20 protein-coding genes are annotated in these 21,377 nt (G+C 44.5%); 14 read left to right on the top strand and 6 right to left on the bottom strand.

Annotated elements, in window-relative coordinates; genetic code table 11:
• Nucleotides 1-17 precede the first annotated feature (17 nt).
• From OH456_RS13720 to OH456_RS13730, 3 genes are all read left to right on the top strand, one after another.
• Nucleotides 18-1,262, top strand: coding sequence for a carboxynorspermidine synthase (locus tag OH456_RS13720; RefSeq protein WP_006075494.1), 1,245 nt, complete (start codon nucleotides 18-20; stop codon nucleotides 1,260-1,262).
• A 51-nt stretch (nucleotides 1,263-1,313) separates the two neighbouring features.
• Nucleotides 1,314-2,447 carry a carboxynorspermidine decarboxylase gene (gene nspC, locus OH456_RS13725; RefSeq protein ID WP_270033669.1) on the top strand — a complete coding sequence of 378 codons (1,134 nt, stop codon included), beginning with the start codon at nucleotides 1,314-1,316 and terminating at the stop codon, nucleotides 2,445-2,447.
• A gap of 125 nt (nucleotides 2,448-2,572) precedes the next feature.
• The gene (locus OH456_RS13730; RefSeq protein ID WP_006075496.1) at nucleotides 2,573-3,127 is read left to right on the top strand and encodes a DUF1439 domain-containing protein; all 555 of its coding nucleotides are present in this window, start codon (nucleotides 2,573-2,575) and stop codon (nucleotides 3,125-3,127) included.
• A 57-nt stretch (nucleotides 3,128-3,184) separates the two neighbouring features.
• Here OH456_RS13730 and OH456_RS13735 read toward each other — a convergent pair whose 3' ends face one another.
• The 3 genes from OH456_RS13735 to OH456_RS13745 form a co-directional block, all read right to left on the bottom strand.
• Complete coding sequence (locus OH456_RS13735; protein WP_006075497.1) at nucleotides 3,185-4,198, bottom strand: LacI family DNA-binding transcriptional regulator; 1,014 nt, start codon at nucleotides 4,196-4,198, stop codon at nucleotides 3,185-3,187.
• An 18-nt stretch (nucleotides 4,199-4,216) separates the two neighbouring features.
• Complete coding sequence (locus OH456_RS13740) at nucleotides 4,217-5,659, bottom strand: glycoside hydrolase family 32 protein (protein WP_270033670.1); 1,443 nt, start codon at nucleotides 5,657-5,659, stop codon at nucleotides 4,217-4,219.
• A gap of 107 nt (nucleotides 5,660-5,766) precedes the next feature.
• Nucleotides 5,767-7,140: a PTS transporter subunit EIIC gene (locus OH456_RS13745; protein ID WP_124939932.1), complete on the bottom strand. Its 1,374-nt coding sequence runs from the start codon at nucleotides 7,138-7,140 to the stop codon at nucleotides 5,767-5,769.
• A 315-nt stretch (nucleotides 7,141-7,455) separates the two neighbouring features.
• On the opposite strand from OH456_RS13745, the gene OH456_RS13750 reads away from it, so the two are divergent.
• Complete coding sequence (locus OH456_RS13750; protein WP_270033671.1) at nucleotides 7,456-8,397, top strand: DUF3179 domain-containing protein; 942 nt, start codon at nucleotides 7,456-7,458, stop codon at nucleotides 8,395-8,397.
• Nucleotides 8,398-8,467: 70 nt separating this feature from the next.
• Here the strand turns inward: OH456_RS13750 and OH456_RS13755 are convergent, their stop codons facing one another.
• Nucleotides 8,468-9,139, bottom strand: coding sequence for a type 1 glutamine amidotransferase domain-containing protein (locus OH456_RS13755; RefSeq protein ID WP_006074860.1), 672 nt, complete (start codon nucleotides 9,137-9,139; stop codon nucleotides 8,468-8,470).
• A 119-nt stretch (nucleotides 9,140-9,258) separates the two neighbouring features.
• Between OH456_RS13755 and OH456_RS13760 the strand changes: the two genes are divergently transcribed.
• From OH456_RS13760 to OH456_RS13775, 4 genes are all read left to right on the top strand, one after another.
• Nucleotides 9,259-10,143, top strand: coding sequence for a LysR family transcriptional regulator (locus OH456_RS13760; protein WP_198558013.1), 885 nt, complete (start codon nucleotides 9,259-9,261; stop codon nucleotides 10,141-10,143).
• A gap of 79 nt (nucleotides 10,144-10,222) precedes the next feature.
• Entirely contained in the window at nucleotides 10,223-10,474 is a 252-nt protein-coding gene (locus OH456_RS13765; RefSeq protein WP_031497056.1) for a DUF2999 family protein, read from the top strand.
• 202 nt (nucleotides 10,475-10,676) lie between these two features.
• The gene (locus OH456_RS13770; protein WP_270033672.1) at nucleotides 10,677-12,125 is read left to right on the top strand and encodes a winged helix-turn-helix domain-containing protein; all 1,449 of its coding nucleotides are present in this window, start codon (nucleotides 10,677-10,679) and stop codon (nucleotides 12,123-12,125) included.
• Nucleotides 12,126-12,256: 131 nt separating this feature from the next.
• Nucleotides 12,257-12,733 (top strand): hypothetical protein, encoded by a 477-nt coding sequence (locus tag OH456_RS13775; RefSeq protein ID WP_006074864.1) that lies wholly within the window; start codon nucleotides 12,257-12,259, stop codon nucleotides 12,731-12,733.
• 114 nt (nucleotides 12,734-12,847) lie between these two features.
• Here OH456_RS13775 and OH456_RS13780 read toward each other — a convergent pair whose 3' ends face one another.
• Nucleotides 12,848-13,495 carry a glutathione S-transferase family protein gene (locus tag OH456_RS13780; RefSeq protein WP_270033673.1) on the bottom strand — a complete coding sequence of 216 codons (648 nt, stop codon included), beginning with the start codon at nucleotides 13,493-13,495 and terminating at the stop codon, nucleotides 12,848-12,850.
• Nucleotides 13,496-13,603: 108 nt separating this feature from the next.
• On the opposite strand from OH456_RS13780, the gene OH456_RS13785 reads away from it, so the two are divergent.
• From OH456_RS13785 to OH456_RS13810, 6 genes are all read left to right on the top strand, one after another.
• The gene (locus OH456_RS13785; RefSeq protein ID WP_270033674.1) at nucleotides 13,604-14,416 is read left to right on the top strand and encodes a LysR family transcriptional regulator; all 813 of its coding nucleotides are present in this window, start codon (nucleotides 13,604-13,606) and stop codon (nucleotides 14,414-14,416) included.
• Nucleotides 14,417-14,676: 260 nt separating this feature from the next.
• Entirely contained in the window at nucleotides 14,677-17,124 is a 2,448-nt protein-coding gene (locus tag OH456_RS13790; protein WP_006074867.1) for a DmsA/YnfE/YnfF family dimethyl sulfoxide reductase, read from the top strand.
• 10 nt (nucleotides 17,125-17,134) lie between these two features.
• Complete coding sequence (locus tag OH456_RS13795) at nucleotides 17,135-17,749, top strand: DMSO/selenate family reductase complex B subunit (protein ID WP_006074868.1); 615 nt, start codon at nucleotides 17,135-17,137, stop codon at nucleotides 17,747-17,749.
• A gap of 1 nt (nucleotide 17,750) precedes the next feature.
• Complete coding sequence (locus OH456_RS13800; RefSeq protein WP_031494042.1) at nucleotides 17,751-18,593, top strand: DmsC/YnfH family molybdoenzyme membrane anchor subunit; 843 nt, start codon at nucleotides 17,751-17,753, stop codon at nucleotides 18,591-18,593.
• Nucleotides 18,594-18,669: 76 nt separating this feature from the next.
• A complete protein-coding gene (locus OH456_RS13805) occupies nucleotides 18,670-19,278 on the top strand; it encodes a molecular chaperone TorD family protein (protein ID WP_270033675.1) in 609 nt (202 codons plus the stop codon).
• 15 nt (nucleotides 19,279-19,293) lie between these two features.
• Nucleotides 19,294-19,872, top strand: a complete 579-nt coding sequence (locus tag OH456_RS13810) for a ferredoxin-type protein NapF (protein WP_171388604.1) — start codon at nucleotides 19,294-19,296, stop codon at nucleotides 19,870-19,872.
• 57 nt (nucleotides 19,873-19,929) lie between these two features.
• On the opposite strand, the gene dbpA is transcribed toward OH456_RS13810, so the two are convergent.
• Nucleotides 19,930-21,312, bottom strand: coding sequence for an ATP-dependent RNA helicase DbpA (gene dbpA / locus OH456_RS13815; RefSeq protein ID WP_270033676.1), 1,383 nt, complete (start codon nucleotides 21,310-21,312; stop codon nucleotides 19,930-19,932).
• Nucleotides 21,313-21,377: the final 65 nt, after the last annotated feature.

Raw genomic sequence — 21,377 nt, forward strand, 5'->3', positions numbered from 1 at the left:
CAGAATAAGGAAAGAAAATGGCAGTTTTACAGATTGGCGCTGGTGGTGTTGGTTGGGTAGTCGCTCACAAGGCGGCTCAGAATAACGATGTATTAGGTGATATTACGATTGCGTCACGCACCGTCGCGAAGTGTGAAAAAATCATTGAATCCATTAAAGGCAAAAACAACTTAAAAGACACGACTAAAAAGCTAGACGCTCGTGCCGTTGATGCGGACGATGTTGAAGCGCTGGTTGCCCTGATCAATGAAGTGAAGCCAGACCTAGTGATTAACGCGGGTCCTCCTTGGGTAAACATCACCATCATGGAAGCGTGTCTGCAAGCGAAAGTCTCTTATTTAGATACTTCTGTCGCTGTCGATCTATGCTCGGAAGGTCAGCAAGTTCCTCAAGCTTATGATTGGCAATGGGGTTTCCGTGACAAATTCAAAGAGGCAGGTATCACGGGTATTTTAGGCGCAGGTTTTGATCCTGGTGTTGTAAGCGTATTTGCAGCTTACGCAGTGAAGCATTTATTCGATGAAATCGACACCATCGATGTTATGGATGTCAATGCTGGCGACCACGGTAAAAAGTTTGCCACTAACTTTGATCCAGAAACCAACATGTTAGAAATTCAAGGTGACTCTTTCTATTGGGAAAACGGTGAATGGAAACAAGTTGAATGCCACACTCGTATGCTTGAGTTCGATTTCCCATTAGTCGGCAAACACAAAGTTTACTCAATGGCACATGATGAAGTTCGTTCTATGCAAGAGTTCATTCCTGCAAAGCGCATCGAGTTCTGGATGGGCTTTGGCGATAAATACTTGAACTATTTCAATTGCATGCGTGATATTGGTCTACTTAGCCCTGACCCTCTAACTCTACATGATGGCACTGTGGTTCAGCCACTACATGTGTTAAAAGCACTGCTTCCAGACCCAACTTCTTTGGCACCAGGTTACACAGGTAAAACTTGTATCGGGACTTGGGTTCAAGGTAAGAAAGACGGTAAAGAACGTTCTGTATTTATCTACAATAATGCAGACCATGAAGTGGCGTACGAAGATGTAGAGCATCAAGCCATTTCTTATACAACGGGTGTCCCAGCCATCACGGCGGCACTGCAATACTTCCGTGGTCAATGGGCAGACGCTGGAGTGTTCAATATGGAGCAATTAGACCCTGATCCGTTCCTAGAAACCATGCCTGAAATCGGTTTAGATTGGCATGTTCAAGAGCTGGAAGTCGGTGCTCCGGATATCAAGATTCTTAAATAAAGTGACAGACCCTAGGTAGCTATCTAGGGTCTTTAAACTTAGGTCTACAAAATGATTAAAAACGAACTCAAAACTCCATACTTCATGATTAATGAAGGCAAACTGATTGAGAACCTAGAGAAAGCAAAACACCTCAAAGAGGTCTCTGGCGTAAAGCTAGTGCTGGCGCTTAAGTGTTTCTCAACTTGGGGTGTGTTTGACATTATTAAACCATACTTAGATGGCTCAACCAGCAGTGGTCCATTTGAGGTAAAACTTGGTTACGAGACGTTTGGTGGTGAAACGCACGCATACAGTGTTGGTTATACCGAAGACGACGTACGCGAAGTGGCTGATATTTGTGACAAGATGATCTTCAACTCGCAGTCTCAATTAGCCGCTTATCGTCATATCGTTGAAGGCAAAGTGTCCATTGGTTTACGTCTTAATCCGGGGGTGAGCTATGCGGGACAGGACTTGGCCAACCCTGCTAGACCGTACTCTCGCCTTGGGGTGCAAGCCGATCATATCGACCCAACGATCTTCGATTCTATCGATGGTGTTATGTTTCACATGAACTGTGAAAATAAAGATGTGGATGTATTTATCGGTTTACTTGATGCTATTTCAGAGCGATTTGGTGCTCATCTAGATAAGCTCGATTGGGTTAGTATGGGGGGCGGCGTGTTCTTTACGTGGCCTGGTTATGATATCGATAAACTTGGTGCTGCATTGAGTGCGTTCTCGAAAAAGCATGGTGTGCAGCTCTACCTAGAGCCAGGTGAAGCGATCATAACTAAAACGACTGACCTTGTTGTTACCGTTGTGGACATTGTAGAAAATGAGAAAAAGACGGCGATTGTAAATTCTGCGACGGAAGCGCATCGTCTGGACACGCTCATATACGATGAACCTGCTTCGATTTTAGAAGCCAATTCAGAAGGTGATCATGAATACGTCATTGGCTCATGTTCATGTTTGGCTGGTGACCAATTCTGTGAGGCCAAGTTTGATGAGCCGTTAGAGGTGGGGCAACGACTGCATATTATGGATAGTGCTGGCTATACCATGGTGAAACTCAATTGGTTTAATGGTCTGAAGATGCCGTCAATCTACTGTGAGCGCTCAAGCGGTCAGATCGAAAAGCTTAATGAGTTTGGTTACGATGACTTTAAATGCTCATTGTCACGGTGGTCGATTAGCTAAGTTATTCTGACTAAGTTAACACTTGCCTGTGACACAAAAACACCCTACCTTTTAATAAGATAAAGCAGACTCAAAGGTCTGCTTTATTTTTCTCTTATTCCGATATTCTGAGAGTGCTACCCGTTATGAAAAACAGATTCGCCAAACTCCTCTGGGCTTCATCAGTGCTGTTATTGTCAGGTTGTGTGAGTTACAGCATCACTGAACAAGAAATGACGAATTATCTCAATGACAACCTACAACTCAACCAATCTATTGGTGTTGAAAACGTCATGTATGCCAAGCTTTCAGTCGATGATCTTCAGGTCAAAATTGGACGCTCTGACGCTGATCGTGTAGCGGTATTTGCCAACACCAAGGCTCAACTACAGTTGTTGGATGAACAAGATATTAACCTTGATTTGGATATAGAATTCAGTGCCATACCTAGATATGAACAAGAAAGTGGTGAGATTTTTCTACAATCACTCCGTCTAGAAAAAATTGACCAAGAAGGGCAGCTTCTAACACCAGAAATCAAGAAGCTGATAAAGCCCGCAGTAAGTATGATTGGTGCCGCTGTATCTACCTATCCTGTTTACAAACTCGATAGCAATACGGTTAAAGAGGCGCTACTGAAATCCTCTAATCCAGAAGTTGTGATTAAGAACAACCAGTTAGTAATAGAGTTTTTCGAATAGCTTCCGATAGCTCGTCAAATGATCACTCGTTAAACGACAATCAAATATGGCTGCGCTTTAACTTAGTTTAGGCGCAGTACTGTCTCTTACTTCGAGATGGTAGGGAATAAAGCTTACGTGGTCGGTCAAATCCAGATCGGGCTTTTCAATCAGCATATGCAGTAAATGTGCACTGGTTTTACCTGACTCCTCAAAGTCATAAACCAGCGAGGTAATCTTAGGGTTGTAATAACGAGACATATTACCACCACCAACGCCACACACGCTGACATCCTCTGGGACCTTAAAGCCATGTTCAAGTAAGTAGGTAATCGCACCAATAGCCATTTTATCGTTGGCAGCGAAAATAGCGTCTGGGCGCTGCATTCGCTCTTCATAAAGTTCCTGACAGGCGGTATAACCACTTTCTACAGAGAACTCACCATTGACCATCATATCGGCAGAAATGGGTAATCCATGCTTTTCTAAACTGTTTAAGTAACCTTGCTTTCGTTTCACACCCACAGATACGTCACTTTCAGATACACCGATAAGCGCAATATTACGATGTTGCGACGCTACAAGATAGTCAATGATCTCTTCCACCGCCGTCACTTCGTCGAACAGCACACAAGGTGTTCCATCGGTAGTGGATTGCCCCATAACAACAACGGGTTTGCCTACCTTTCTGATTTTTTCTTTGTGCTCACTCGTAATCGTAGTCGCGATTAGGATGATGCCATCGACTTGCTTTTCTGCAAATAAATCGAGAAATTCTAGCTCGCTTTTTATGCTGTGGTTGGTGTTACCTAAGATGATACTGTAGCCGTTATTGGCAAAGTATTGATCAATGCCAGCGATGTTGTCACCAGAGGAAGTGGCGTTTATTTTTGGAAGAATAACCCCGATAGTCTGACTGCGTTTTGAATGCAGTGCTTTGGCCAAGGCGTTGGGGCGATAGCCCGTTTCATCAAGCACTTTTTGAATGCGCTTTCGAACGGGCTCACTGACATAACCAGAACTGTTCAAGACACGGGAAACACTTGAAATTGAAGTTTCTGCTAACTTGGCTATTTCTTTAATTGTCGCCATTTCCCGTTATTCCTTTGGTCAGTAGTCGTATTTAATAAAGCGCTTGATTATACATGACTTTCCAGTTTCAAGTGTGATTTTTGACTGTTCGGCTTGCGGGAAAACGCGTGATGTAAACACGGCTTCACCATGATTGATGAAGACTTCAACAATAGACTGATCAAAGAAAATCTGCAGATTGAGGGATTGCTCACTGTCTACTTTGCACTGTCGTTTCCCCGGTAAATAGTCGGAGTTTGAACGATCTAAAGTGACTACGCCAGTCTCTGCTTGATAGTTTAATGCCAGCCAACGGTCACCTTCATCAGCTAACTTGATCGTGACATCATCAGTAATATGCTCGATATCAAGATTCAATTCAAAACAGTGGTTGCTGTCCAGAGATAAGTGATTCTGATTGGTAAGTTGCACCTCTTCAAACGAAGACATCGCACCGCGCAAAGATTCATGCTCGCGAGCGGGTTGTTGATACACCTTCCCATCAACGACGGAAAGCTCTCGCACTAAGGATAAAGCGTGAATCCAGTCATTGGTGACGCTAGGTTGTTCATCTTCCTCAGGAATACCAACCCAAGCACTCATCAGGCGGCGTCCATCATTGGACTCGGTGGTTTGCGGAGCATAAAACTCAAACCCATGATCAAGTGGCTCAAAGTCGCCGTGTGTATAGCACGTATTTAGGTAATCCATCTTACCTACAAAATAGCCATTATTATGGCGATTTTGGAAGCTTAATCCGTTGGGCTTAATTCCTTGTGGGCAACCTATCAAAACATCAGTGTTATCTAGGTGGAACAGATCTGGGCATTCGAACATATAACCAAAGTCGTGAAGTCCGTTGATCTGGTTGCCGGCAATTGGGCCGAGAAACGTCCAGTTAGAAGCATCTTTTGAGCTAAAAAGAAGCACCTGACCAAGTTCATCATTTGTCTGAGCACCAAGAACGCAATACCAAGTGCCATCGTGTTGCCAAATTTTAGGGTCGCGAAAGTGCGCCGTATATCCCTCAGGTTGTTTTGGGATAACCGGGCCTATTTTCTCGAAATGAATGTTGCGGTTATCAATAGATTTGGCGAGACATTGAGTAGTAAGACGAACACCGTCGTCGGTTTTTACATTTCCGGTATAGAAAAGATGAAGTCGATCATCCAATACGAACGCGCTGCCTGAGTAGCAGCCGTGGCGATCGTAGCTTTCGTCTGGGACTAATGCTTGACCTTGCAGTGTCCAGTTTACTAGATCCTGACTGGTGCTGTGTCCCCAATATTTTGCCCCGTGCTCACAAGCGTGTGGGTTCCATTGGAAAAACAGATGATACTGTCCATCGTATTCAATAAAGCCGTTTGGGTCATTAATCAGTCCGTACGGTGCAGTTAGGTGAAACCGTGGGCGCAAGTGGTCAGTGTTTGGTTGGTGCGACACTGAAGATTCGCTTTGTGAACACAGTTCTGTTGAAGTCATTGCTATTAATACACTCTGTAGTTGGACTTGTTGCTAACACTGAATTATTCAATGTTTTAAAACGAATCGTGGCGGTGACCCTAAGGTACACCGCCACGAGGGGAAGTTTACTTATCTAAAGCAACCGTCATCTTTGCTTCGTTGCGTGTTGGTTTTACTAGTAATTTAGTTAGCATTGCTGCGCTACCCATACCAATAACAATCATCACTAGGTACATACCAAGACCATTACCTAAGTAGGCAGGAATAGCTGGAATGAAAGTGACACCCATAACAGATGGTGCGATGTGCATGATGGTTGCGAATGCACCCGCAATGGCACCGCCGATGATACCTGATACAAATACACGGCTATTAGTTAGCGTCACACCAAACAGAAGTGGTTCAGTGATGCCGAAGAAACACGGTACGATTGAAGAGTAGTTAAGCGCTTTTTGTTTCTTATCTTTGATCGACATGGTGTAGGCAATCGCTGCGCCTGCTTGACCTGCCATTGATGCAGTAATCAGTGCATTTAATGGGTTGATCTTGATAGTCGATAGGAAGTTAAGCTCTACAACCATTAAGCTGTGGTGAAGACCCGTTACAGTTAGAACCTGTTGTAGACCGCCAAAGATTGCACCGCCGATGCCCATTGGTAAGTTAATAATTGATTCTGTAGAAACCATTACGCCATGTTCAACAATGTTGAATACCGGACCAATAATGAATAGACCTGCTAGCATGCCAATAGTGATCGTCAAAAATGGAGTAAAGATCAGCGAAACCACTGATGGCATCCATGAGTTAATCCAACGCTCTAGGTTAGCGCCCAAGATACCTACAATTAGAGCTGGAATTATGGTGCCTTGGAAGCCTTGAATCTTAAACATACCAATGCTCAGCATTTCTGCGTTACCGCTTGCCACATCCCATGCGTTTGGCAGCATCGGTGCGATAAGCATTAGACCCAGCACCATGCCGATAACAGGCGTACCACCAAAGCGTTTAAAGGCAGACCACACGACAAGCGCTGGTAGGAAGATGAATACCGTATCAGTTACAACTTGCGTCATAGTGAGTAGCTCAGGAGAGAACTCAAAGCCTAGCTGTTGGGCGAATCCGCGTAACCCCATGAACAGACCGGTCGCAACCAGCACGGGAATCAAAGGAATGAATACGTCTGCTAAAGAACGCAGGGCCTTTTGGAATGGGCTCATGTTTTCGTAAGCAGCGCCTTTCGCGCTCTCAAGTTCGCCATCTAGTTCTTGCTGGATAAGGGCGAAGACCTTGTTAACTAAGCCTGTGCCAAGGATGATTTGGTGTTGGCCCGATTGGAAGAAGTAACCAGCTACATTATCTGTTGATTTGATTTGGTCGACATCGATAAGTGCATCATCTTTTACAACAACACGAAGTCTTGTCGCGCAATGTTCTAGGGCTCGAATATTATTTTTTCCGCCGAGAGCCGCAAGCAAGCGGACCGCGATTTTCTTATTCATTTGTTCTATCCTGATACGTTTTAAGAAAAGGTTTTCACATAACATGAAAAGGTTTTCATGTTTCAATGTGGTAAGGTTTTCACATTTGCATCATTCGATCAACTTGATCAGTCGGATTAAGTATAGTTTTTATTTATGGTTTTGAAGTTTGTCACAATTGTTGAGCAGCTCAACGCAGCGTTTGTTATGTCGAATAAGCGCCAGAGTGCTATGCGTATTAATGAGCATCGTTGCTTTTGTTTTAGAGGACAATTGAAAGCATTGCTGTTGTTGGCGGGTCTATATGGCCAGTCTTCTTGATTGGAGGAGAGGCAAATGCAGCTGCGATTAACTCTTTTGGTCTTCATATTGTTGTCGTTTCCGATATCACTATTGGCGAAGGTGCTCAATGGATTCAACATAGACAATGCATCTGTGCCCTCACAATTCATTCAAAAAGGCGGGCCACCTAAAGATGGCATTCCGGCACTCAATCAGCCCGAGTTTATTAAAGGCAACGAGGCAAAATTTATGCATGCACAGGATATCGTATTGGGGTTGCAGGTTGGTGATGTGGTGAAGGCGTATCCTATTCGAATTCTCAACTGGCATGAAATCGTTAATGACCAATTCAGCGGAACACGTTACGTAGTCAGTTATTGTCCATTATGTGGCAGTGGAATGGCATTTCTTAGCCAGCCAACAGGGGAGCGTGAAGCTCTGGACTTTGGGGTTTCAGGTTTGTTATATAACTCAGACGTACTTATGTACGACCGCAAAACCGAATCGTTATGGTCACAAATTCATGGTGAGGCTATAGCTGGAGCATTAGTTGGCCGTAAACTCAAACAAGTGCCGCTTACACTTAGTCGTTGGTCGAATTGGCTAGCTCGTTACCCTGACTCGCTAGTTCTCTCCACCAACACAGGTTATCAACGCGATTACCAGAGAGATCCTTATGCAGGTTATGGAAAAAATGCTGCCATCTACTTTCCTGTAGCAAATCAAGCACCCAATGAGTATCACCCGAAAGAGATGGTATTAGGGTTTAAAGTGGAGCAGTCAACTATCGCGTTTCCATTTAGTGAGATATCTCAGTTAGCAACTCAGCAGCAAAGCTTTGAATTGGGCGGGGATCGCTATTATGTTCACTGGGATAGCAGCAACCAGTCAGCTTGGATAACTGATGAGAAGGGTGAAACCCAACCATCAACGTTATTATTTTGGTTCGCGTGGTACGCTTTTTATCCAGAGACCCAAGTCTATAAATGGCAATAGACAACAATACGTGTCGTGAGAACGTTGCGTTACGTTAACACGACACGAACGGTTACAGCTGTGACAAAAGTTAAGATAAAGCCGCTACGATCGCTTTTCCGACAGCGTGTGCGCTGGTTGGGTTTTGGCCTGTGATTACACGTTCGTCAACAATTACAAACTCTTGCCAAGGTTGTACTTTGCTGTACTGAGCAGCGGTGCGTGCCAGTGATTCCTCAAGTAAGAAAGGAATATCGCCGATAGTGCCGAAGTCGATTTCTTCTTCTCGTGTAAATCCAGTGACTGACTTCGATGCCAGTAATTTGTCGCCATTGCTCAGAGTAATAGGTAGAAGAGCTCCGGGGCCGTGACACACTGCTGCAATTACACCACCTTGCTCATAATGAGTAGCTGCAAGCGCAGCGAAATCCTCGTTACTTGATAGATCAGATAGCAATCCAAACCCTCCCGGGTAAAAAATAGCATCGTAATCATTGATATTGATTTGCGAGACAGGAATGGTGTTGTTAATACGATTCTGAAACGCCTCGTCCGTTAGGATTTCTGTATTGACACTGTCACCCTCGATGTCAGTACCGTAAAGTGGCGCTTTGCCACCTTTAATGGATGCGATGTCATAGTCATAACCTGCCGACTGGAGTTCACGTAAAGCGTGAGTGAGTTCTGGAGCGTAAGTTCCGTTTGCTTGGTCTGTCTCACCTAATGTTGCATGGTTAGTGACGGGAATAAGTACCTTTTTCATCGTTATGTCCTTCTGGCTGATTCGTTGTTGTAATTACCTTAGTTATACTAATTGCTAACTGATTTGGTGATAATATAGCTAAATGACAAAATATTATTGCTATATGACAAAGGTGAGATGTGGATAGCTTTGAAGGAATCAACGAGTTTGTAGCGGTAGCAGAAAGCCACGGTTTTTCTGCGGCAGCTAAGCAACTTGGTTGCAGCACAAGTCATGTGAGTCGACAGGTATCGCGTTTAGAAGAACGCTTGGGCGTCGCTTTGCTTGCCCGCTCCACTCGAATGGTGAATCTCACACAGGCGGGGCAGGTGTATTATCAGCAGTGCAAAGACTTAGTTATTGGACTTCAACAAGCTAACGAGCAGCTTAGTTCCGAGCAAATACAGCTAAATGGCACTTTAAGGGTGAGTGCCGCTGGTGCGTTTGCCGAAAACCACGTTGCTCCTGCATTGATGGAATTTGCGAAAGGGTACCCGGAACTAACGGTTGAGATGGATTTTGATACTCGAATGGTCAATTTCATCGAAGATGGTATCGATTTTGCGATTCGGTACGGCCGATTAAGTGATTCGGGATTAGTTGCCCGGAAGCTGGTGGACAGGCCAATGGCAGCCGCGGCCAGTCCTGAATATCTAGAACGATACGGAGTACCAACTCATCCTGATCAACTTCGACACCATAGTTGTATCATCGCGAATAATGACCATTGGGTATTTGAAGATAATGGCAAACCGATGGGGAGTATTCGAGTAGATGGACGTTGGCGCAGCAATAACTCCAGTGCTGTGGTCAATGCTTGTGAACAGGGGTTAGGCATTGTCTATATGCCAAAAAGCAGTTTTAGTGACGCTTTCCATAACGGGCGACTGGTTCCCGTCTTAATACCCTATTGGGGCAAAGGCTCTAGTAGTTGGATTGTTTATCAGAATCGACGGTTTTTGCCAATGAGGGCTCGTTTAGCGATAGACTACTTGGTTTCGCATTTCGCCAACTGGCAGGAGTGATGGAATCAGGTAGTACCCAGTTAAGGTCTCAAATGATAAACTGCGGGCAATTTCATTTGATATTGATAAAGGTAGTGAAATGAATCCAATAATTGCAATGCTAAAAGAGAACAACATCAGTGATGAGCAAATCAGTGAAATTTTTGAAGTACTGACACAGAACCCTCTTGCAGCAATGGCAACAATCAGCCAGCTTGGTTTGCCACAAGAGCAGCTTCAAGCGCTAATGGGTCAAGTTATGCAAAACCCTGCGTTGATCAAAGAAGCAGTTGAAGAGTTAGGACTTGATTTCGCAAAAGTTGAAGCAGCAAAAGAGCAACTTCAAAAGTAATCGTTTGAGATTCCTCGTCGCCGTTTCAGGGCCTGCAGGCTCTCAAATGGCGGCTTGACTTACAAAGCGCCCACAACATCCTTTTCCTTATCGATCCATTTCGCCAGCGTCATTGTCCATACTTAACAATACAAAATCTCAGTTGCTTCTGTGAAACGAAATTAATACCCTTTTAGGGTTATTTCTTACCCTTGTAGCCACTATGGACTCCATTAAATACTACGTATTGCAGCTCGAATCTCCGATTGTTTTTTATCCAAGCAAAAATAAGCTTGAAGTCGATGGTGCAGAACTGCATTTAGAACCATTGCAATCTCGTTTGTTGAAGTATTTTGTTGAAAACCAAGGGCAAGTCCTGACGACTCAACAAATCGCAGACAATGTTTGGCAGCGTAATCATGTGTCGGACAATTTGGTTCGCCAAGTGATTAGCTCATTAAGAGGCCAGCTTAAAGACAAAACGCGGCCTTACCGTACGATCAAAACTATCCCGAAGAAAGGGTACTTATTTGATCTTGAAGTGATTGCTCACATTGAAAAAGCACCACAAGTCGTCGCGGTTGAAGTCGATGATATTGAGGAGCCACAATTTTCGGAAAAAAGTGGGCGCAAAGGCGGTAACAACAAGCTTTGGGCTACCCTTGCTGGGTGTTTAGCGATATTGGCAATAGCGTCATGGATTGTCACTTATATTGTTGAAGAGAACACAGACATCGTGGCAGAAAATACCAATCCGCTTGGTACTGTGCCGGTTTATATCCATGATATTACTTCAGATTCGATGCAAGACTATCAACTGTCGGAAAGCGTTTACAATTATCTATTCTATGGCCTCAACTCGTCGCGAGCGTTAACCGGCTATCACTTTTCCCAGTTGTCTAAGGAGAGTAAAGCGGCATTAAAGCAACAGGGTATTGAGCTTAAAGGCTGGCTTAAAAAGAGCGGCGAGAGTGAGTTCTTACTTACTTTGATGATTCAGAACAACCAATTACCATCTAAGAATCAGCGTATTGAAAAATCTTTCAACAAAGAAGATTTTTTCACTGCTATTGGCGATGTAGTATTGGAAATTAAGGCGTTGGTAGAACCTAAAGAAGACGGGTATGAAGTGACCAGTCATCGTGTGAGTGCCATTAATAACTACGATGATTGGGAAGTGATTTCAGACGGTATTTCTCAGTTCTACTTAGGTGGCGGAAACGATGCCTTTGTAAAGCTCTCACCTATGCTAGAGAATATTCAGTCTCAAGGTCGCGGTAACTATTTAGTCAGTGCTTTACTCTCTTACTCAGCCTCCGTTGACTATTTGCAATCGGGTGATGCTCAGACACGCCTTGAGGGTCTTAAATTGGGACAAAAAGCGTTCGAACTTAACCCTCGTTGTGATATCGCGAACCTGACGTTAGGGCTTGCCTTGTTGTTAAACCAACGCGCTGACCAAGCCATTCCTTACCTTTTCTATGCTGCAGAGAGCACGCCAACTCCCATTGGCTACTACCTATTAAGTGTAGCTGACAAACAAGTTGGTAATCTAAAAGGTGCCGATTTTAACTACCAACACTATGTCGCGATGAAGAAAGAGAGTGGTGGGCAACTCTATGATTTAATTGAATCTTTACAAAAATCAAATTTAATTCAAACCTTGCCATAGTTCATAGGGCTACGGAGAATGGTTTATTTGAATTTACTTTGTAATTAACGCCGATTGCCTTGCATCAAGCGTCTTTAATAAAGACAAACTCATAATTGTTCTTGTGTTATTTATGCTAACAGGAACAAAAAATGTTAAAGAAGCTCGCCTTTCAAATCATTCCAGTGCAAATCTTTTTATTTGTATTCTGGTTTAAGAATGGCTTTATCGACAAGGTAATGGGCGTACTACTTGGGGCTGTCACTCCTGAGACGGCCTATGCGGGTGATACTTGGGCCGGATGGAAAGGCTATATTGTGGGGACATGGGATAAAAGTCAGGTTGGTCATGCTTTGTTAAGTCCAACATTCGACTTTATGTTTCCGATTCTGATTTTGTTGCAATGCCTACCTTTTATTCTCATTATTCGTTCGGTATTGAATCTAGAATTTATGACTGATAGAGAACGTCCTTGGTTGCTTTATTCGGCAATCGCCTCTCTTTTCGTCGCAGGTTGTATGGCATTTACTCAAACGATTTCGGGTGCTAGTGACGGTCAGTACCTATGGCAATTTATGGGCTTTAGTATGGTCGCAATTATGTATATCCGAAATGAGCAAAAGCGTTAAACTAATCGAATAATGATTTGATAAAGCAGTCAATGCACTGCGGTTTTGAACTCATGGCTTGCCATAACGAAACGTTAGGCAAGCCTTTGTTATTTTGTCAAACCGTTGCATTGGCTAGCGATCAACTCCTGCTTCGTCCTGAACAATGATGTCTTGCTCATGACTTGCTTGTATTAACCACGTTTTTATTGCGTCACTATTTAGCACTTTTTGTTGATACTGCTGCGCTAAAGGTGACAGTTCAATGCCATAGGTTCGGAAACGAAGTGCAACAGGAGCAAACATGGCGTCGGCAATGGACCAATCGCCAAATAACCATTGACCATCGTGTTTTAACATCTGCTCTGCCCATAAGGTGTTAATCCGTTGGATATCTTTTCTAGCTTCTGCAGAAAGTACGACCTGGCGCTTGGCTCGGCAGTTCATTGGTAATTCATTTCGTAGAGCCAAGAATCCAGAGTGCATTTCGCAGGCTACTGCTCTTGCCTTGGCTTTTCTCACGCTGTTATTTGGCCAGCAGCAACCATTGAGATATTGCTCATTCACATATTCTAATATCGCAAGAGAGTCCCAAACTGAGGTTTCGTCATCAATGAGCGTAGGAACCCTGGCTGTTGGCGTCAGCGTTTCAAGTGTTTGATAAAACTCGGTTGAAAACAGTTTGAGTTTTTCTACTTCGACCTCAAGCTGGTAATGCTCAAAGATAAGCCACGCACGTAATGACCAACTCGAGTAATTCTGATTTCCAATATACAGTTTCATATTTGCCTCCTTTGCCTGTTTGATTTTGATACTAATCAATGGTGAGATGAGTGACTAACGCAAAATTTGAATGTATTTCATCAATGAAATCGATGGATTGGGGGCGATATGGATATCGATGCGCTGAGAAGTCTTCTCGCTTTTTCCGAGACGGGGAGCTTTACGCGAGCAGCAAAACAAATAAACCGAACTCAATCTGCGTTTAGCGCGCAGATGAAAAAGTTAGAAGCCGAAACTGGGGCTGTATTGTTTGAGCGTGACGGCCGGAATATGGTGCTAAGTGAAGCTGGACTATCATTGAAGGCACATGCTGAACGCATACTCTCCTTACATGATACCGCCTTGCACCAGGTGAAACGCTATCAAAACAAGACTGCGTTGAGGCTTGGTTGCCCTGAAGACTACAATGACACTGTCCTACCGAAAGTGGTGGCGGCAATTAACGAAGTTGAACCTACTTGTTCAGTTCAAATATTCAGTCAGCCCAGCATTATGCTAAGAGAGTGGTTAGACGAGGGGAAGTTAGACGCAGCGATTGTGACGCGAGCACCTGACAGTGAAGAAGGTTATTGGTTAGAGTCAGACAAAGGCGTTTGGATTGCTGGGCATGATTTTGATACCGCCATCACCCCATTGCCGTTGGTACTGTTTCAAACCGACTGTAAGTACCACGCCGCGGCGTTGGATAGTTTAACCAAGCGTGGGATCGCTCATCGACTACTTGCTTGTTGCAATACTGCTTCAGCTCAGCGAGCATTAGTGGCTAAAGGAATGGGCGTCGGTGCGATGGGGCATCTAAGTACTAACAAAGACGTTAAGATATTAAACGGAATGCCACCACTCCCTAGTGTGGATATTGTACTGTTGACTGGCACTAATCCTCATCCAACGTTGGCGAACGTATTTATTAAACACCATTAAATGGTATTTTTCTTTGAGATCAAATGGTGTTGATATTCATTTATAAAATGGAATGCCTATCAATACGATAATTTGTCTTTCAATTAAATGGCAAATTATTTGTTTATATAAATGAGTGATTTAAAAACATTCCACCAAATGTCAGAGAATTGTCAATCCACTAACCATTAAGTAGTAGTGTTGATTTTTATCAACAGTTTCTAAAGGTTTCGTTAGTAACATTCGCTCGATGATGCATAACTATAATCGAGCATGTCTTTATGAATAATAAACTGAAGCAATTATTGACGCCGTCGCTGACGCGTAGAGGGTTCATAAAATCCTCTTCGGCCATCGGCGGTCTTGCTGCTGCAACCAGCGCCATTTCTCTTCCTTTTAAATCTGCCCAAGCGGAAAGCAAACCACAATCAAACGATGAAAAAGTGGTGTGGAGCGCTTGTACCGTAAACTGCGGCAGTCGATGCCCACTGCGTATGCATGTCGTTGACGGTGAAATAAAGTGGGTAGATGCAGATAATACCGGCAAAGATGATTACGCAAACAAAGATGTCCAGGTGCGCGCTTGCTTACGTGGGCGTTCTATGCGTCGTCGCGTGTACAATCCAGACCGCCTGAAGTACCCAATGAAGCGTATCGGTAAACGTGGCGAAGGCAAGTTTAAGCGTATTACTTGGGATGAAGCTTACACCGAGATCGTAAATAGCCTAGACCACATTAAGAAAGAGTATGGTAATGAAGCGATTTATCTTAACTATGGTACTGGCACATTAGGCGGTACGGTCACCAAGTCATGGCCTCCTGGTAGCACGTTAATCGCGCGTCTGATGAACCTAACGGGTGGTTATCTGAATCACTATGGCGATTATTCGACGGCTCAAATTGCCAAAGGCCTGAGTTATACTTATGGCGGTTGGGCGAACGGTAACTCTTTCTCAGATACCGAAAACAGTAAGCTCATTGTTCAGTTTGGCAATAACCCAGCCGAAACACGTATGTCTGGCGGTGGTTTGATTCATCACTTGATTGAAAGCAAAGAGAAATCCAACGCAAGAATGATCATGATTGATCCACGCTATAACGATACTGCGGCGGGTCGTGAAGATCAGTGGATTCCTATCAAACCGGGTACTGATGCAGCGTTCATAGCAGCAATGGCCCACGTGATGATCAAAGAAGACTTGGTCGACCAAGAGTTCTTAGATACCTACTGTGTTGGTTACGATGAGAAAACCCTGCCAGCATCTGCGCCAGCAAATAGTGATTACAAATCTTATATTTTAGGTTTGGGTGAAGATGGTATTGAGAAAACGCCAGAATGGGCGGCACCAATTACTGGTATTCCAGCGGATATCATTATCAAGACAGCTCGTGAGATTGGTTCAACTAAACCTTGTGCAATCTATCAAGGTTGGGGTCTTCAGCGTACGCAAAATGGTGAAATCGCGTCACGTGCGATTGCCATGCTAGCGCTCTTAACCGGTAACCTAGGCATTCATGGCGGTGGTTCTGGTGCTCGTGAATCGGATTATAACATTCCGTTTGTGCGCTTCCCAACCTTAGAAAACCCAGTGAAAACGTCGATCTCTATGTTCCTGTGGACTGATGCGATTGTTCGTGGTCCTGAGATGACTGCGACACGCGATGGTGTGCGTGGTAAAGACAAACTCGATGTGCCAATCAAGTTCATTTGGAACTATGCGGGCAACTGTGTCATTAACCAGCACTCAGATATCAACCGTACTCACGATATCCTTCAAGATGACAAAGCATGTGAAATGATTGTCGTGATCGATAACCACATGACGTCTTCAGCAAAGTACGCCGACATCATTTTGCCTGACCTCACTACGTCTGAGCAGGCAGATTTCTGTATGGATGGTAAAGCGGCAAACATGCCTTACTTTATCTTTGCTGACAAAGCGATCGAGCCTCAATTTGAAGCACGCAGCATCTATCAAATCTGTTCTGATTTGGCAGAGCGCATGGGTGTGGGTCAAGCATTTACCGAAGGTCGTGACCAAGAAGGTTGGCTGCGTCACTTATATGCTGAAACATTGAAGTTAGACCCGACATTGCCAGATTTCGAGACGGTACGTCAGCAAGGTATCGTCAAACGTAGCGACCCTAATGGTCACTATGTCGCTTACCAAGCTTTCCGTGCAGATCCGGTGAATAACCCGCTTAACACACCTTCAGGTAAAGTAGAGATCTACTCGGAAGAGTTAGCTCGTATTGCCGCTGAGTGGGAGCTGCCAGAAGGTGATGTGATTCATCCACTACCTATTTACGTGAGCACATCAGAAGGCTGGGATTCACCGAAACGCGATAAGTATCCATTACAGTTAACGGGCTTCCACTTTAAAGCACGTTGCCACTCAACTTACGGTAACGTCGATGTGTTGAAGCAGGCCGCACAACAAGAAATGTGGATCAACCCTGTAGATGCTGAACGTCGCGGAATTAACAATGGTGACCGAATTAAGATCTTCAACGACCGTGGTGAAGTTCGAATTAACGCTAAAGTCACGCCAAGAATGATGCCGGGAGTTGTGGCTCTCGGAGAGGGAGCATGGTATGCGCCAGACGGCAACAAGGTTGACCATAATGGTTCGATCAATGTTCTGACGTCTCAACACCCAAGCCCGTTGGCGAAAGGTAACCCTCAACACACTAACTTAGTTGAAGTTCAACTGGCAAATAAGGCGTAAGGACTAACTCATGAAACAATACGGTTTTTATATCGATTCGAGTAAGTGTACTGGTTGCAAAACCTGCCAGTTAGCTTGCAAAGACTTTAAGGATCTTGGTGTTGATCGCAGCTTCCGTCGAGTTTACGAATACGCTGGTGGTAACTGGATCGAAGATAACGGCACTTACCGTCAAGACGTGTTTGCCTATTACACCTCTATTGCATGCAACCACTGTGACGAACCGGCGTGTGCAAAAGTGTGTCCATCGGGTGCAATGCACAAACGTGAAGACGGCTTTGTGGTCGTGGATGAAAAGGTGTGTATTGGCTGTAAACACTGCGCTAACGCTTGCCCTTACGGTGCGCCACAGTACAGCAAAGAAAAGGGTCACATGACGAAATGTGACGGTTGTTTCGAGCGCGTAGCAGAAGGGTTTGAGCCAATCTGCGTCGGTTCTTGCCCACTTCGTGCGTTGGAGTTCGGCCCTATTACTGAGCTTCGTGCCAAGTATGGAACCAACGCTGACGTAGCGCCACTTCCATCATCAACGTTAACGAAACCAAATATCGTGATCAAACCAAATCGTCATGCGCGTCCAACGAATGACACCACTGGTCACCTAGCAAACCCTAAGGAGGTTTAACATGGGATGGCATGAATGGCCTCTGATTTTCTTTACTGTATTTGCTCAAACAGCAGTCGGTGCGTTTATCGTAATGGGCTTAATCACATTATTTGGTAAGGCGGATGCACACGTTAAGACAGCGATAACTCGCAATATGTTCTTTATTTGGGTTTTCATGGGACTTGGCTTTATGGCGTCAACCATGCACTTAGGTAGCCCAATGCGTGCAATCAATGCGTTAAACCAAATTGGAACATCTTGGTTATCGCGTGAGATCCTATTTGGTTCGATGTTCTTTGGCTTAGGTGGTTTATATTGGCTATTGTCTGTCATCAATAAAGGCAGTGAATCGATTCGTAAAGGGTTGATGGTAGCGGCGATGGTGATCGGCGTGGTCTTTATGGTCGCCATGACGAACGTCTACATCATTGATACGGTTCCAACTTGGGATACTCCGTTTACGGGTCAATCATTTACGCTTACGGCTGTCATTTGTGGCGTGATGCTGTCACTTATTTTGATGCGTGGCGCTAAGTTGGAATGTCCACGTTTAGGCAAAGTCACGGCGATTGTGGCAAGTGTAGCCGCAGTGACAATGGCAATGGTCACTATGTCAATGGTCGCCAACTTGCCTAATATTCATTCTGCGATTGTTGCAGCTAGTGAGTTAGTGCCAAATATGGCAGAGATTCAAAACTTACGTTTTGTTCTAGTGTTCGTTGGCCTAGCTGCATGGATGTGGGCGATGCGCTCTGAGTCTCGTTCTATGCCGATTGCCGTCATTGGCTTTGCGATGGTGTTAGTTGCGGAACTCATCGGACGCAGCGTGTTCTTTGGTCTGCACATGACAGCAGGCATGTAGCAAAGATAAGAGCAGGCTGACCGGCCTGCTCTCATTTATTGGTTCAACTTAGTCATTTTTGAAATTTGGTAAATTCATGTCAGAAAATCAATCTATCGATCTACTTAGTCTACAAACCATGGCAAAGGTATTCGGTTCGCTGTTTTATTTCCCGCTTACCGACAACAACAACCAGACCTTATTGACTGCGTTGCTACAAGATGAAAACTTAAAAGACAGTGATCTTCAGGCATGGTGTCATCAGGTTAAAGGAGAAAGCAACGAAGCACTAAATCAAGACTTCTTCTTACTTTTTGAAGGAGGAGAGGCGATGCTGGCACCACCGTGGGGCTCAGTCTATATGGATAGAGAAGAGGTGATTTTTGGTGATACCACAGTAGCGTACCGTCAGTTTCTTCGAGATCACGATATTGCCTTAGATACTGGGATGAGAGAGCCAGAAGATCAAGTTGGCTTAATGTTATTTGCAGTGAGTCAATTGGTTGAGCAAGAACACGACATTGAGTCGGTCAAGGCGCTGTTTTCACAGCACTTACTGACTTGGTGTTACCGTTATTTCGAGTTGGTTGAGAAGCATGCTTCAACTCAAAGCTACAAACAACTAGCTGCCTTGGTATCGCAATGGTGTGAAGCCGTTCAGGAGCTGTTAAATATTACGCCACTTGCCGTGAAACTGTATCGTTAGGGTTGGTAAGCGCTCATGACCAGAGATGAAAAATACTACAAAGCGTATATGGAGCACAAAACCATAAGTCGTCGTGGTCTTTTTCGCGCTTTGGCGAATGGCAGTACGCGGAATTCACCTGTAATGGCCAGTGATGACTCATTAGCTGCTAAGTTAGATTGTCAAGAAGTATCACGAACAATCCCTAGACCACCAAAAGCTGTTGATGAGTTGCTCTATCAACAGATTTGTAATGCTTGTGGAGATTGCGTCAAGGCTTGTCCTGAGCAGGTTATTGCTATTGAAGATGAACTGGCTCGGCTTGTACTTGATTATGGGTACTGTAGCCAATGTGGAGAATGTAGCCAAGTATGCCCAACAGGTGCATTGCATGGACAGGACAACGATACTGGTTTAATTCCGCAGTTCTCGGATGGATGTCAAAATGCACTGTTTAGTGATTGCCACTTATGCCAAGAAGCCTGCCCAAAACAGGCGATAAGTATCAAGTCGTACAGCCTACCGGAGTTGGATAAGAAAGCTTGTGATGGCTGCGGACGTTGTAAGCAGGGATGTCCTTTTTCCGCTATATCTATGGCGTTATCCATGCAGTAGCGAATACAAAAACAGCTCTATGTATTAACGAAGAGCTGTTTTTGATGGAGTTGAAGGTTAAGCTTTGATGATTCGAGCGCGGAAGTTTCGGCCCTTCATCTTGCCATTGGTAATCTTACCTAACGCTTGCTTAGCTATCGCTTTCTCGACAGCCACATAAGCACTCATTGGGAACATATTGATCTTACCAATTTGATTGCCGGAGAGTGTCTTATCACCGGTTAGCGCCCCTAAAATATCACCAGGGCGCAATTTTTGCTTCTTACCGCCTTGAATTTGAATCGTCACCATTTTTGCTTGAAATGGTTGGTTGCTTGACTTTGCAGGCAATTCGCTTGGTTCAATCGGCATATCCATGTACTCATCGATACGCGCTACACGATAGAACTCTTTCTCGCTATAGAAGCTAAAGGCTAAACCTTTATTACCGGCGCGCCCAGTACGACCAATGCGATGTACGTGTACTTCTGGGTCGCGAGACAGATCATAGTTGAATACTGCATCGAGGTTATCGACATCGAGACCACGAGCTGCAACATCCGTTGCCACTAAAATAGAAACACTTTTATTGGCGAACTGTACGAGTGCTTGGTCTCGATCTCTTTGCTCTAAATCACCGTGGATATCGATCACGCTAAAGCCACGATGATGCAGTTCATCCGCAACGTTCTGAACTTCTTTTTTAGTATTACAGAACACCACAGCAGACTCCGGTTGGTGAGTCAGAAGCAAGTTTTCAAGTGTATTATCACGTTCTTTGAGAGTGTTAGTTTGATAGAAGAACTGTTTGATGCTTGAGTGATCGTGCTTACTCTCGACCTTCACCACTTCTGGTTGCTTCATAACTCGAGCTGCAATGGTTTGGATTTGCTCAGGGAATGTAGCGCTGAAAAGCAGCGTTTGTCGCTCCTTTGGAGCTTGGTCGATAATAGCGTCTAAGGCATCTTTGAAACCCATATCTAGCATACGGTCCGCTTCATCAAGTACCAGAGTATTCAGTTCGCTTAGGTTGATACGACCTTTTTCTAGATGATCAAGGATGCGACCAGGCGTTCCCACTAGAATATGCGCACCGTGTTCCAGAGAACCAATTTGTGGTCCCATTGGCATACCGCCACACAGTGTTAGTACTTTGATATTGTGAATACCACGAGCTAGGGTGCGAATCTCTTTAGCAACTTGGTCCGCAAGCTCACGAGTTGGGCAGAGAACAAGAGACTGCACACGGAAGCGCTTTACTCTTAAGTTGCTAAGTACGCCGAGAGAGAAGGCTGCGGTTTTTCCTGAACCTGTTTTTCCTTGGCCGATAACGTCCTTACCCGCCAAAATCTTTGGTAGTGCCTCGGCTTGGATTGGCGTCATAGAAGCGTAACCAAGACTGTCTAATGTGCCGAGTAATTCAGATGGTAAGTTTAAGGTAGAAAAGGCTGGAGTGTTCAAGAGCTGTCCTCAGTCGGTATGCAGAGCGGGTATTATCAACATTCCCGCTCTAGATGCTACTTTTA

The sequence above is a fragment of the Vibrio sp. La 4.2.2 genome, from assembly GCF_027586995.1.
In the GTDB taxonomy this organism is placed as follows: Bacteria; Pseudomonadota; Gammaproteobacteria; order Enterobacterales; family Vibrionaceae; genus Vibrio; species Vibrio mediterranei.

Coding starts and splice junctions, on each gene's coding strand:
- OH456_RS13770 (WP_270033672.1), top strand. CDS start 10,677: ATGGACTCCATTAAATACTACGTATTGCAGCTCGAATCTCCGATTGTT.
- OH456_RS13745 (WP_124939932.1), bottom strand. CDS start 7,140: ATGAATAAGAAAATCGCGGTCCGCTTGCTTGCGGCTCTCGGCGGAAAA.
- OH456_RS13800 (WP_031494042.1), top strand. CDS start 17,751: ATGGGATGGCATGAATGGCCTCTGATTTTCTTTACTGTATTTGCTCAA.
- OH456_RS13765 (WP_031497056.1), top strand. CDS start 10,223: ATGAATCCAATAATTGCAATGCTAAAAGAGAACAACATCAGTGATGAG.
- OH456_RS13795 (WP_006074868.1), top strand. CDS start 17,135: ATGAAACAATACGGTTTTTATATCGATTCGAGTAAGTGTACTGGTTGC.
- OH456_RS13785 (WP_270033674.1), top strand. CDS start 13,604: ATGGATATCGATGCGCTGAGAAGTCTTCTCGCTTTTTCCGAGACGGGG.
- nspC (WP_270033669.1), top strand. CDS start 1,314: ATGATTAAAAACGAACTCAAAACTCCATACTTCATGATTAATGAAGGC.
- OH456_RS13750 (WP_270033671.1), top strand. CDS start 7,456: ATGCAGCTGCGATTAACTCTTTTGGTCTTCATATTGTTGTCGTTTCCG.
- OH456_RS13810 (WP_171388604.1), top strand. CDS start 19,294: ATGACCAGAGATGAAAAATACTACAAAGCGTATATGGAGCACAAAACC.
- OH456_RS13735 (WP_006075497.1), bottom strand. CDS start 4,198: ATGGCGACAATTAAAGAAATAGCCAAGTTAGCAGAAACTTCAATTTCA.
- OH456_RS13805 (WP_270033675.1), top strand. CDS start 18,670: ATGTCAGAAAATCAATCTATCGATCTACTTAGTCTACAAACCATGGCA.
- OH456_RS13775 (WP_006074864.1), top strand. CDS start 12,257: ATGTTAAAGAAGCTCGCCTTTCAAATCATTCCAGTGCAAATCTTTTTA.
- OH456_RS13730 (WP_006075496.1), top strand. CDS start 2,573: ATGAAAAACAGATTCGCCAAACTCCTCTGGGCTTCATCAGTGCTGTTA.
- OH456_RS13780 (WP_270033673.1), bottom strand. CDS start 13,495: ATGAAACTGTATATTGGAAATCAGAATTACTCGAGTTGGTCATTACGT.
- OH456_RS13720 (WP_006075494.1), top strand. CDS start 18: ATGGCAGTTTTACAGATTGGCGCTGGTGGTGTTGGTTGGGTAGTCGCT.
- OH456_RS13790 (WP_006074867.1), top strand. CDS start 14,677: ATGAATAATAAACTGAAGCAATTATTGACGCCGTCGCTGACGCGTAGA.
- OH456_RS13755 (WP_006074860.1), bottom strand. CDS start 9,139: ATGAAAAAGGTACTTATTCCCGTCACTAACCATGCAACATTAGGTGAG.
- OH456_RS13740 (WP_270033670.1), bottom strand. CDS start 5,659: ATGACTTCAACAGAACTGTGTTCACAAAGCGAATCTTCAGTGTCGCAC.